The organism is Vibrio sp. 1CM2L, assembly GCF_023161695.1.
In the GTDB taxonomy this organism is placed as follows: Bacteria; Pseudomonadota; Gammaproteobacteria; order Enterobacterales; family Vibrionaceae; genus Vibrio; species Vibrio coralliirubri.
This window is the reverse complement of record NZ_JALNTT010000003.1, coordinates 212032-223927: the sequence shown is the minus strand read 5'-3', so window position 1 is coordinate 223927 and position 11896 is coordinate 212032. Positions and strand designations below refer to the sequence as shown.

General features: G+C 44.7%; 15 protein-coding genes and 1 other RNA gene. 3 read left to right on the top strand and 13 right to left on the bottom strand.

Translation table 11 applies throughout. The features are described from left to right. Nucleotides 1-35 precede the first annotated feature (35 nt). The 6 genes from MSG34_RS11065 to MSG34_RS11040 all read right to left on the bottom strand — a co-directional run bounded on the left by MSG34_RS11065 (nucleotide 36) and on the right by MSG34_RS11040 (nucleotide 4847). Nucleotides 36-470: an N-acetyltransferase gene (locus MSG34_RS11065; protein ID WP_248337399.1), complete on the bottom strand. Its 435-nt coding sequence runs from the start codon at nucleotides 468-470 to the stop codon at nucleotides 36-38. 38 nt (nucleotides 471-508) lie between these two features. Next, nucleotides 509-1285 carry a phosphotransferase gene (locus tag MSG34_RS11060; RefSeq protein ID WP_248337397.1) on the bottom strand — a complete coding sequence of 259 codons (777 nt, stop codon included), beginning with the start codon at nucleotides 1283-1285 and terminating at the stop codon, nucleotides 509-511. A 49-nt stretch (nucleotides 1286-1334) separates the two neighbouring features. Then, nucleotides 1335-1949: a LysE family translocator gene (locus MSG34_RS11055; protein WP_248337395.1), complete on the bottom strand. Its 615-nt coding sequence runs from the start codon at nucleotides 1947-1949 to the stop codon at nucleotides 1335-1337. A gap of 126 nt (nucleotides 1950-2075) precedes the next feature. Beyond that, entirely contained in the window at nucleotides 2076-2393 is a 318-nt protein-coding gene (locus MSG34_RS11050; RefSeq protein WP_017631015.1) for a hypothetical protein, read from the bottom strand. A 74-nt stretch (nucleotides 2394-2467) separates the two neighbouring features. Beyond that, nucleotides 2468-3904 (bottom strand): oligosaccharide flippase family protein, encoded by a 1437-nt coding sequence (locus MSG34_RS11045; RefSeq protein ID WP_248337393.1) that lies wholly within the window; start codon nucleotides 3902-3904, stop codon nucleotides 2468-2470. A gap of 16 nt (nucleotides 3905-3920) precedes the next feature. Further along, a complete protein-coding gene (locus MSG34_RS11040) occupies nucleotides 3921-4847 on the bottom strand; it encodes a glycosyltransferase (RefSeq protein WP_248337391.1) in 927 nt (308 codons plus the stop codon). A gap of 295 nt (nucleotides 4848-5142) precedes the next feature. On the opposite strand from MSG34_RS11040, the gene MSG34_RS11035 reads away from it, so the two are divergent. After that, complete coding sequence (locus MSG34_RS11035; protein WP_248337390.1) at nucleotides 5143-6291, top strand: glycosyltransferase family 4 protein; 1149 nt, start codon at nucleotides 5143-5145, stop codon at nucleotides 6289-6291. 159 nt (nucleotides 6292-6450) lie between these two features. On the opposite strand, the gene MSG34_RS11030 is transcribed toward MSG34_RS11035, so the two are convergent. The 5 genes from MSG34_RS11030 to MSG34_RS11010 all read right to left on the bottom strand — a co-directional run bounded on the left by MSG34_RS11030 (nucleotide 6451) and on the right by MSG34_RS11010 (nucleotide 9666). Then, a complete protein-coding gene (locus MSG34_RS11030; protein WP_248337389.1) occupies nucleotides 6451-7224 on the bottom strand; it encodes a ribonuclease H family protein in 774 nt (257 codons plus the stop codon). An 81-nt stretch (nucleotides 7225-7305) separates the two neighbouring features. Continuing rightward, complete coding sequence (locus MSG34_RS11025; RefSeq protein ID WP_017089641.1) at nucleotides 7306-7611, bottom strand: NIPSNAP family protein; 306 nt, start codon at nucleotides 7609-7611, stop codon at nucleotides 7306-7308. Between the two features lie 56 nt (nucleotides 7612-7667). After that, nucleotides 7668-7997, bottom strand: a complete 330-nt coding sequence (locus MSG34_RS11020) for an AzlD domain-containing protein (protein ID WP_050634769.1) — start codon at nucleotides 7995-7997, stop codon at nucleotides 7668-7670. A gap of 2 nt (nucleotides 7998-7999) precedes the next feature. After that, nucleotides 8000-8728, bottom strand: a complete 729-nt coding sequence (locus MSG34_RS11015; RefSeq protein WP_248337388.1) for an AzlC family ABC transporter permease — start codon at nucleotides 8726-8728, stop codon at nucleotides 8000-8002. Between the two features lie 104 nt (nucleotides 8729-8832). Next, a complete protein-coding gene (locus MSG34_RS11010) occupies nucleotides 8833-9666 on the bottom strand; it encodes an AraC family transcriptional regulator (RefSeq protein WP_248337387.1) in 834 nt (277 codons plus the stop codon). 236 nt (nucleotides 9667-9902) lie between these two features. Here MSG34_RS11010 and MSG34_RS11005 point away from each other — a divergent pair, with 236 nt between their 5' ends. Continuing rightward, nucleotides 9903-10241: a hypothetical protein gene (locus MSG34_RS11005; protein WP_017084570.1), complete on the top strand. Its 339-nt coding sequence runs from the start codon at nucleotides 9903-9905 to the stop codon at nucleotides 10239-10241. A gap of 85 nt (nucleotides 10242-10326) precedes the next feature. On the opposite strand, the gene ffs is transcribed toward MSG34_RS11005, so the two are convergent. Beyond that, an RNA gene (gene ffs, locus MSG34_RS11000) (signal recognition particle sRNA small type) lies at nucleotides 10327-10423 on the bottom strand. 196 nt (nucleotides 10424-10619) lie between these two features. Continuing rightward, nucleotides 10620-11363, bottom strand: a complete 744-nt coding sequence (locus MSG34_RS10995; protein WP_017058953.1) for a hypothetical protein — start codon at nucleotides 11361-11363, stop codon at nucleotides 10620-10622. A 227-nt stretch (nucleotides 11364-11590) separates the two neighbouring features. Between MSG34_RS10995 and MSG34_RS10990 the strand changes: the two genes are divergently transcribed. Then, on the top strand, nucleotides 11591-11893 hold the full coding sequence (locus tag MSG34_RS10990) for an MGMT family protein (RefSeq protein WP_248337385.1): 303 nt from the start codon (nucleotides 11591-11593) through the stop codon (nucleotides 11891-11893). The last annotated feature ends 3 nt before the right edge of the window (nucleotides 11894-11896 follow it).

The following is an 11896-nucleotide window of genomic DNA, read 5'->3' as shown; positions in this document are numbered from 1 at the left end:
ATGTCTGCACCTAGATAGACAAAATGAAACGGGAGCTAGACGATGAGCTGCATGACCAAACGAGGCTCATCGTCTCCGAAATAATTGCTCTCTTCCTTGATGGTCACGAACCCCATCGACAAGTACAGCTCACAAGCCGAGTTGTTATTTGGATCAACAGTAAGCAACAGCTTGGAATCTTGGGGCAAGGTTCGTATCGCCTGCTGCATCAATGAACGGCCAATCCCCATGCCTCGGTAAGCAGTATCAACAGCCAGTGACAAAACCCAATACTCTTGTTGTTTGTCGGTTGGCGTCATTAACACATAGCCCGCAACCTGCGAATCTTGTTTCGCCACCAACAAGCCCTTCCCCCAGCAATCAAATGCCTGACGAAAGAAAAACAACGGATAGGCGTGATCGCCAAACAAAGCATGTTCCAATTGGTAAATATTAGCGAGCTCTTGTTTTTCCGCAGAAACAACATTCATACATCGACCTTAATAGATTAACTACAACCGCCCTTCAGCTACAAGTGACCTTCAACTGAAGCCAGCCAAGTTGGCAATTGCTCTCTAAACCAGTTGATGTACTTGGAAGCTTGTGGGTTGTTACGACCGACTAATATATTCGTGACTTCTATTACGATCCAGCTTTTAGCGATGATCAATTGCCTTATTAAATCTTCTCGGGAAGTCAGATTGTTATGAGGTAAGTACTGGTCAACAATAAACTCATAGTCAGACAAAGTCCCCATACGAGAAACGAGCGGTGCCAAATCGATAGCTGGGCAGCCATAACCAAAACGCTCCCAATCAAATAACACCAGCTGACCGTTATCTCTTCTTCCCCAATTTCCCTCGTTCGCATCGCCAGAGACCAAGGTTTTCTGGTCGAACAAAGCACCACTCAATTGCTGGATACGCAGTAAACTGTCTTGAGTCACTTGAGGTAAGTTCAGAGATATTAGTGCAGCTTCAGTGGCACAGGTACTCCATCTATGCTCTTTCACTGCAAAACTCGGCGAATATTGAGACTGATGAATACGAGATAGTTGCTGATACACCTCTGAAGTCGTTTGAAGCTCATTTAGTGTTAAAGAGTGAGGAATGTGCTCGATGAAGAGAGTATCTCCCTCCACCGCCAACAATGTAGGGCTATGAACACCAGATAAATGTTGCGCGGCATATTGATAGAAAGAAGTCTCAACCTCACCCGCACCTTGCTTTCGAATACAAGGTACGCCATTACGATTTACAAGAGTTACCTTAGCCGAACCCATTTTAGATAGGTCTTTGTTGCTCATTGAATACCGTCCTCACTCTGTCCACAACAACTGCTCTAAATTCCGAGAACTACTGACGACTCACCAACAGATTAGCACCGGATAGAGCAAGAAAAACTGAGCACGCTTTGTTGAAACGCTTCGCCATTTGCGGCTTGGAGAACCAGTTTCTGAGGTATAAACCAAAGGCAGCGTAGATAGATATGGCGAGTAGCTCTAACACTAGGAATGTGCCACCTAGAATGAAGAACTGTGTGTTTACATTGGCTGAAACATCAACGAATTGAGGCAGAAATGCGGTAAAGATAAGTATCGCTTTGGGATTACCAGCTGCAAGGGCGAACTCTTGTTTAACTAGACCAAACCAGTTTTTATTGCGTTCGATGCCTACGATAGGGCTGGCTTGTGAACGCCATAAGTTGAACGCAATCCAAAGCAAATACATGGCACCAAACAACTTGATAAGAAAGAACAAGGTCTCAGAAGTATAAAGCACCACGGCCAAGCCAGACGCCGCCAACGCAATCATTCCTGAGAAAGCAACGATTCTACCTAACCCTGCTATAAATGCGGCTTTAAAGCCATAGCAACGGGCATTATTCATCGACAAAAGATTGTTTGGGCCAGGCGTCATGTTCAGCGCAAAGCACGCTGGAATAAACAGCAGCAACTTCCATATTTCCATCGGGGTGTCCTAGTCGTCATGTATTACGTAATTGAATCATAAAATGCGATAGAAGCTTTTATAACAGTATTTTAAGTACTTTGTAATAGGACAAAAAAGCGCCTCTCGGTATATATAACCTCTCAGCTAGTTCTCAAAGAATTTTTCATACTCTGGAGTCGATAGGTTTTCAGCAACGCCCATTTCACCCAAGAAGTAGATTGCGCTGGTTATCGTATCTATCGTTGGGTTCGATTCGCGTTCAGGAAAATCCCCCGCAGAAGAAACTGATTGTGGTTCGGATATTGAACTACAGACAAGGCTGCTACAAACGCTGTGTTGCGTTTCCAGAGATGAGAGCTCTGGGGCATCAAAATGGTGAGACAATAAATCTTGGCTGACAAGCTCAGCAGAAGCATACGATAGAGTTGAGCAAAACGCTGAAAGTACAATCCACTTATTCATATATCTTTCCATAGTTAGCATTCATTGAATTTATAAATACTATCTAACCCAGCCAATAATGAACAGTGTTTTATTTAGTTTGCGTGCGAATGCTTTCCCGGTGTGAGCTTATCAAGTAGAGCCTGGGGGATAACGATCACCGAGTATTTCACAAAGACCACCAGCGTGATTAAACCAACAGCAGAACCCAGAATAAAGTCATGAACATCAACCAAAACCAACCCCAAAAGTTGATCACTAACTATCGCCACTAATGCGATACTGACTGCCATGACCCACTTGCTATGCTCGTAAGGCAACGGTTCCATCATTTGGCTTACAATATACAAAAGCATGAGTCGCACAATATAAGTCACGCAAAGAACAGTGATAACACCCCACACTCCATAAATAGGCGCTACCGCAAAATAGCCTATGGCAGCCAATACCGCACAACTACTTTGTATCCACATCTGTGATTGACTTGAGTCTCCACTGAAACAGCCTAAGTTGAGGTAGTCTCCCGCACTTTTAATAACCGCAATCGCTAGCAGTGCGACCACAATAACCCCAGCCTGATGATAGCTGCTTGGTAAAATAAGAGAAATGAAGCCTGGAACAGTTAAGATCATCAAGCCCCCTAACACTATGGCTAGGTTAACTCCGACTAAGGCTCTGTCTGCACACATTTTTCTGCCGCCGGGTTGCTGAAGCATGGCGACTCGGTTTGGAAACCACCAAAGCGCATAAGGTTGCAGCAGCAAGCCTAGAATTAGCGCAAACTTACCACTAACCGCATAAACGGCTAACTCCTCAACCCCAACAAAACTTGCCATCACCCAGCGATCTAGCCCGGTGATCATGTAAATAGAGGCACCGCCAACCAAGGTTGGTAACCCAAATTTCAAGATCTTTGCTGAATATTGAAAACAACCTAAGCTGCCCATCTGCTGCCATTGATAGCTAACGAGACACAACATCAATAGTACACTGGAAGCAGCAGCAGAAATCAGCACGCCATCAATGCCATAACCCGCTTCAAGCAGTACAAACGTCATAACAGCTTGCACACTCGCCTTCATTACATTGAGCATGCAAAAGCGCTTAGCCATCGCATTCATTCGCATCAGTGTTAGCGGGATAGAAATCGCACCATCTAACATGGTCGGTATTAACAGAAGTAGAATCTGATAAGGTTGGAACTCGACGGGAAGCATCAGTAACAACAACGGCATACTAAGAGCAATTAAAGCCCCTCCAAGCACACAGACCAAGACACTCAACGTGAAACAGTTCGAGACCAGCTTTCTCTTTTCTTCACCCTCAGCAACGCCAACATATCGATACATGGCTTCAACAATGCCAAAGCTAAATAAGATCGTCCCGATGTCAGCCAACAAGACGATGGCTTCTAAAGAACCGTATTCAGCCAACGTCATCTTATGAGTGATATAGGGGATCATCACGAGCGAGATACCTTTCATCATCACAATGCCAATGGCGTAATAGGCAGACTGTTTTAGTGACCCCATAGCAGACACCTATTCCTTACAATGCAGGCATTAGGAAACTCTTACAGTCTCCAAGAAGATGTCGTAACGTTCGTTTTTGCGGAGCCAAAACTAGCGAGCGGATACTGTATGAAATGGCCAATCGGTTTTGTTGTAAGCCTCGGTAATAGTCAGCGTAGCCTTCCAGTATTCTCGCCTTTGCGATTTTGAAGCTGGACGTCGGTAAGTTCCATCTCAGACAGTCATCTTGGTAACGTTGAAGAATGGTTTCGATAGACTGCAAATTTCTCAATTTAAGACTTTCAGTTTGGGTAACGGAACTCGCTCTCATCAAGTAACCAACCTGCACGGAGTTCAACACACCGATCTGATGGCTTTCACTCATTCGAAGCCACAGTTCCCAATCTTCCCCATACTTAATGTCAGCATTGAAACTGTCTGTTTGAGAAAACACATCCGCTTTTACCATGACCGTCGATGTTCCAATCACATTGTTTTCAATGATGAACTCCAACGGGTTCTCGATATTGATGAACAGATCGTCTTGGTCTTGAAACTGCGACCAGTAACTAAAGCAGTCGACTATCACTTGGTAATCTTCAGTAAGGTGTTCGTAGTTAGTAAAGCTCATCGCGAGATCTGGGTATCGTTGATGAAATTCGAGTTGGCGCTCAATTTTTTCTGGAAACCAGAAGTCGTCCGCGTCTAAAAAAGCGATGTATTCACCGGTCGCCTTTTCAATCCCTAGGTTTCTAGCTTGAGGCGCGCCAACACCCAAAGTGGATAATTTAATGATGCGTTCATCATGGATTGACGCGAGATACGTCGACGTTCCATCGTTGCTGTTATCGTCAATAATGATCAACTCCACGTCTTGATGAGTCTGCTTAAGTACGCTGCCAATTGCCTTCGGCAGGTAATCCAAACAGTTGTAGGTAGGGATAACAACACTTACTTTAGCCATAATGACGCCCTCAGAATTATACGTTATATGGCTGACGTTGCATGTTCTATGCCGAGAGTGTATTGCTATGAAATCACTTTTAGATCAGTCGCCTACGCAGACACTCTCAAAATGACGAACAGGGTGATCAGACATGAGCGTCAAAACTCCAATTTGATTATCAATTTGAGAAAATGAGCGACTTCTTGGGGGGTAACCTTCGGAAAACCATCGAAAAGCCCTCCAAAACTACGATTTTATCTTGGTTCGTATTTTGCTTATTTGACTTTAATAGCATTAGTCAAAGGAGCAAAAAATGAAGAAAGTAGCATTTGTGGCGCCAACCTACCCTGTACTCAGTGAGACCTTCATTCAAACAGAAGTCGACTCAGTGAAAGCTTGTGGACACGATGTTTGCGTGATGGCATTTGAGATAGAAGAGAGTGAAAAGTCATTTGACTATGACATCATAAAAATTGGTAAGGATGTTCGGGCGGGTAAGATAGCCAGCATCAATTGGTTTGGCTTTCTCCGGGCGGTATCCTTTGTTTCCAAGCAAACCAGTATGCCCAAAAAGTCACTGTTCGCTTATGGGTTTAAATTAGCGCTGCAACTCGCGGAAAACGACGTCGAACACGTTCATGCGCATTTCTGTCAGCACACCACAGCTCACGCCATCGTCGCGGCAAAGCTGCTGAATATCACCTGTTCGTTCGTTGCTCATGGTCATGATGTTTACGAGTTCGCTTATGATATTGAACATAAGATTTCATCGAGTGATTTTGTGGTTGCAGTATGTAAAGACATGCTCGCTGACTTCAACACCATGGCAAAAGGAAACATTAAGCTCCTGCACTGCGGAGTCAATACCAAACAATTCCAACTCAACCCAAAAACCGAAACGAAGCAACTTCGCTTTGTTTTCCTTGGCCGGTTAGTCGAGCAAAAAGGCATCCACCATCTTATTGATGCATTAGCGCCGATTGCCGAACCTCTCGATATTCATCTCGATATCATCGGTACTGGCGATTTAGAGCAACAGTTAAAATTGCAGGTCAAAGAGCAAGGGCTCACTCGAAACGTGACATTTCTTGGCGCTAAACCTCACGAGTGGGTCAAAGAAAAACTATCGAATTATGACAGCCTAATCGCGCCCTTCTGTTTTTCAGAAACTGGGTGTGTGGATACAGGGCCACTGGTTTTAAAAGAAGCGATGGCCGTAGGCACACCCGTCATTACGACCAACATCATGGGATGCAAAGAGATCGTCTCACCAGAGACAGGTTTTGTGGTTAGCGAAAAGAACGTGGAAGAATTAAGAGAAGCGATTGAGCGTTTCGCGCAGCTAAGCAGTAACGATAAAGCATCGATGGGGTTAAAGGCACGTGAGAGAGTTAAAGACAGTTTTAATTCGATCAAACAAGCTCAGCAATTATCTCGTTGGATAGAGAACCCAGCTCAATAAGGATTAACTCAGACAGCTATGCCTCACAAAAACGACTGAGCACCACAAGATCAAAAGAGCGCTACATTGATTTGAAATGTAACGCTCAACTTAGCACTGCTTAATGGTAGCAACTTATGCTTTCAGTAACTTTCATTAGCTTTTCATTAAGAAGCCTAGCTAGCCGGCTCGAAGTGCCAAAATAGACTCAATATCTTCGATGTCACGATATTGAGCTAGCTCCTGCTCTTTCGATGAAATAGCCACAATCGACATTCTATCGGCCAATTCGTTACCTTCAATACCAACGTGTCCGTTCACATGGTAGATGGTGATTTTTGAAGCCAGTTCTTGGTAAAGCGCATACGCAGGCTTAATAATATCGAGGTTTTTGATCTCGCCGCCCGACTTAGTCCAGCCCTTTTTCTCCCAGCCCGTTGCCCACTTAGTAATACAATCAATTGAGTACTTAGAGTCACAATAAATCGCAACAGAGAGGCCTGCGTTTAACTTCTCTTTCGCGAGAATAAACGCTTGCTTAAGCCCATGTAACTCGGCGGTATTGTTGGTACCAACAGGCTGATACAAGCCATACCACAATTCTGTTAATTGGTTGTTTTGGTATACCGCTAAACCCGTCCCCGCTTCACCAGGATTTGGCTCACAAGCACCATCGGTAAAGATCTTGATATCAAAAGGCATATCTGTGATTTGCTGCTCCGAAAGAGGCGGCACCTTCACTTTCGTCGCCTTACCCGCAGAGCTTGGCTTTGTCGCTGTAGAACCTGACGCAGACGACGTTTTACCACCGAAAGCAGACTCAGCCTCACCTAGTGTTGGAAACGATTTATATCTCGCCCCTGCAAAGCCATCGACTTGGGATTTACACTCGTTCCAAGTGGTAAAAATACCCGGTGTGCGACCTTTCCAAACCACATAATATTTCTTAGCCAAACTAACTCCTTACCAAAACCTAAACACACAAACAGTGAATCAGTACATTAGATGCCACCACGCTATACGTTGCAAGGTCTATCACTCTAAAACAGGTCTAAAAAAACTGCGTTCATAACTCACGATGCAATCAACTTCGTCTGCAAATTCAAACGCTTTAATACACTCAGCATCGCTCAGCGACTTAACCCGATATTCTTCATAGGCAGCCAGACTTTCAAAGGTAAACAGTGCTAAGGCAATATTGTTCGCCCCTTCCGACGGTAAGAAATAACCATTGTGTTGGCCCCCGAATTTAGCAACCAGAGGAATCCACATTTTTGCGTATGTCTCGAACTCATTTACCTTTTTAGGATCAATCACATATCGAACATAACAAGTAATCATATTTATCCAGCCCTTAAATAATAGGAGAAACACAAAGCCTAAGTTGACGTTGAAGCTCACGAGAAAAGGTAATCAACTGCGACAAGGTTATAGAACAGAAACACCGCCATGCTGACGCCGATAGTCAGTAGCACATTGCCTGTTTTCCAAATCAGCAAGCCAGTCACCAACGCACCTATCAAGTAAGGATTTTCAAGGCTTGGCCAAAATGTTTGTTCTGGTGCAAATACAATCGGCCCCCAAATTGCGGTAAGCACAGCTGGGCTTGAATAGCGTAACAGGCGACGCGTGGTTTGATTTAATCGAAGCGGGATTGCTGGCTCAAGAAACAGATACCGACTAAAGAAAACAATCGCAGTCATGAGGAATATCGTTAACCAAATCATCTCTATTTCCCCTCCACGATTGTCTTGTTACCGTTGTTTCGCTCTTGGAACGACTCGCTGAAAAAGCCCGCTAACATACCGGCGATCGCTGCAATCATTAGCCCGCCCTCAATATTGTTAACCGACATGGCAACCGAAGTGACCAATGAAACCACAACACACACCACGACGGGTAGAGTTCGGATTAATGGGAACACCAAAGCGATAAAGGTTGCTGCGACCGCAAAATCGAGCCCAATCTCATTAAGCGAAGGAATTTGGCTTCCCGCGACAATGCCGACAAAGCTCGCAATATTCCAAACGAGATAAAAACCGCCGCCTACACCCGCAGCATACCAGCGATTAAATTCTTTCTGAGACTGCCCACTACAAATCGCGAACAGCTCATCGGTGAGCCAAAATCCGAGTAATAGACGCCAACGCGCAGGAAGATGGCTGATTTTGTCACGCATCGATACGCTATACAGAAAGTGTCTTGAGGTGATGAACAGTGTGGTCAACAACATAGTGCCTAAACCAATACCCGCTTTGAACATACCCGCAGCGACAAGTTGCGCTGAGCCAGCAAACAAAATAGCCGACATCGCTTGCGCTTGAAGTTGATTCAATCCGGCATCTATCGCATATGAACCGGCTAGAATTCCCCAAGGGATTACCGCAATACTCAAAGGCATTCCCGCTAAAACGCCTTTCCATAACTGTGTTCGTATATCCATTGTTTCACTATCCATATCATTCTTTTCTCTCTTTACATTCGCTATTCAATGTAAGAAGAGTGGAGTCGGTTCGATTGTACAAACTTGCTCGATTTCGCGAACCAATTAAGGTGTCCGATTTAGAGCATTTTAATGTATTGCCCCGGCGTGTAGCCATTGGCCTTTTTGAAGTGTCGATGAAAATGGCTTTGGTCGTGAAAGCCACACTCTTGCGCGGTGTCTGAAATGGTATGCCCTTGTTTCAATAACTTACGCGAAAGCCTTAACCGAGATTGGATTTGATACGCATGTGGCGGAAGACCAAACTCTTTTTGAAAAGAACGCACTAAGTGAAACGGACTCAATGCCGCTAACTTAGACAGCTCCTCTAGGGACGCATCGGCTTGTGGAAAATCATCTAAGAACTCTTTCACCAAGACAAGCTGGCGCTGAGTTTTTCCGTCGAGTTGAGGGTTAAGCGGCGATTTTCCGTGTCGGCTAATCAGTTTAACCAACATCCCGTACATCAAGGTTTCTCTTAACAAGCGATTGTCAGATTCATCAATCGTGTTAAAGACCAACCTCAATTGATTGGCGAGTTCAGGGTCTTCAACAACCGCTCTTGGGAAGTAAGGCGCGCCGTAATTCGGTAGGTTAAGCTCTTGAGTGATCTTGACAAGTTGTTCTGGGAGTGGATACATGGCTCGATACGCCCAACCGCCTTCAGTAGCAGAGTGACCGCTATGAACTTCGTCGGCATTGACCAGAATAATCGCATTTTGTGGCGCAATATGATGCCCGCCAGTTCGATAGAAACGCTGAGCGCCCTGCTCGATAACTCCCAGCGTGTAGCCCTCGTGACTATGGCGCGAGAAGTTCTGCTTTTCGTATTCAGCATTAAGAATTTCAAGGCCACCGAGCTCTTCGGTTATCTTATATTCGGCCTTTTCTTTAGAGTGTTTCTTGTTCTCCATAACAATTCCCAAGCCTGTTGATTATCGAGCGACTTATCAGTCTACTCTATAGTCTCCTTCAACTTTTGTACAAAATTGCGCTTTTGTTTGTTAATACCGTTTTTGTCGTTGGCTTAATAACGCTTTCTAACTGGGAGGAAAGTCTTGGTCTATAACTAGTTGGCAAAAAATTGACAATAATTTAATCATACACGCCAATACTGTCTTCAAATCATCGGCAACAGACCTGATACAACATGAAAAATACACTGATCCTTTTCTTTTTCCTGAGCCTAACAGGGTGCACTCATAACCAATCAAAAGCACTGAGCATGAACTCCTCGTCGGTTAACACATACCCGCAATCGATGTCGAACCTGCAACTGTGCGACACCTTGTATTACGGGCGTTCAAGCAACCAAACACTCGCAGCTATTGGCAGTGAATTCAATCGAAGAGGGTTATCAAAAAGTTGGTGTGACACCGAAACCAACAAGCTCTATCTAACAAAGACAATTGATTGGGTTGCTGACCAAGTAGAAGACAAAGAAGATTCAGAGGAAGAAGCGTCGGCTGTTGTGCTGCCTGCGAATTAAGAAAGATGAAACGTTCTTGAACAAGAAAAAGTCAAACTGCAGATAGCAAAAAGCCGCTCGTTAAGAGCGGCTTTTTCAAGGGGTGGGAACCCAGCCACATCCCGGCACACAAGTCACTCGCTGCGGCTGCTCCCTTCCAGGCCTGACCGAGTTCACGAGCTATTGTTGCGGGAGGACCAGGCCCCCATAGATTCGTTTTCTAAGAGGCTTGCCTCAAAGAGTGATTGGATTATTAAGCATCACAGCAACCATTGCAAGCCCTTCCACCCTATTTTTGAACAATTGCGGTCTAAGTGCTTATCCTTTATTCAAACCATTAGAAAATCGCAGGTAAATTCACCATTTACCCGCATTTGGAAGATTTGGATTGCAGTAGAACTAGATATCGATGTCTTCGTTATCTTCTGTGCGAATGATGTAGTCTGTCATCCAGGCTGTACCTAATAGACACAACCACACCACAAAGACTGGGCTTGGTACTTCGATGCTTGGAGTAATCACCAGAGCCGCAAAACCGACCGTTGGCAGTGTCCAACACAGTAGTTTATTCCAGCGGAAGGTTTTCAAGCGCGTCAGCGTTTCCATCGATGCCATGATGCCCGTTATACACAAGGCCACCAAAGCAGCATATGGTAAATCGGCTATCCATAATGGAAGTATTAAGCCTAATGACCACCAGCTGTGTCGGCTGGCAGGCTTAAGGTGATTTGCCGCCCACCAAATCACGATGATTGATAAGGTTTGAAGTGTGGTAACCCATGGGACGCCTTCAAGCTTGCCTGCTGATTGCGTGACCATGATCCCGACCTGCAAAGTCGTCACAATCAAGCCGGAAATAATCACGACCGACAAACTACTGCGTCTTGAGAAGACCACCATCAATAGCGGGAACAGTACCCACGCACTGACAGACAGCGTGATGGGCTGCAAAGGAAGGGTTAGACCATAAGTGGTCATGGAAACAAGCAAAGCTAATCCTGCTATGCCTCCCTGCGGTAAAATCCATAAAGCAGGAATTACCATTGCAAGCACTGGGATATCTCCCTCACTTAAACTGATTGCTCTCGCGCAAACAACCGCTAATAATGTGGTGATCAAGAACTGAAACGTTGTAAATACCATAGCCCTCTCCTTCTACCGATCCGTGGTACCATACCAATCGTAGTAATTAACTGGTCACTCTAGCTTGTTAAAAAACTCGATAACTTCGTTAGATTTTTTGATTGTAGAATAACTACTTATCAAAACTTCTTATCAAAAAGAGCGGCCTTGCTCTCAAGCTTTTTCCCTGCGCTATTTTTGAACACTTACTTACTGTGATTGGTATTTATGAACTAGGAACATTTAGTATGGACCAATTTTTGAGCCAAATCTTTGCTGTGATTCACCAAATTCCATATGGAAAAGTAACAACTTATGGAGACATAGCACGTTTTTCAGGATTTCCGGGCTATGCGCGCCATGTTGGTAAAGCGCTGGGTAACCTGCCAGAAGGTAGCAAACTGCCTTGGTATCGAGTGATAAACAGCAAGGGTGAAATATCTTTAAAGGGTGATTCGTTCGACCGACAAAAGCAGCATTTAGTTAAAGAAGGGGTTGAGGTGAGTGATGCAGGAAAGATTAATCTCAGAAAATACAAATGGCAGCCCTAGAGC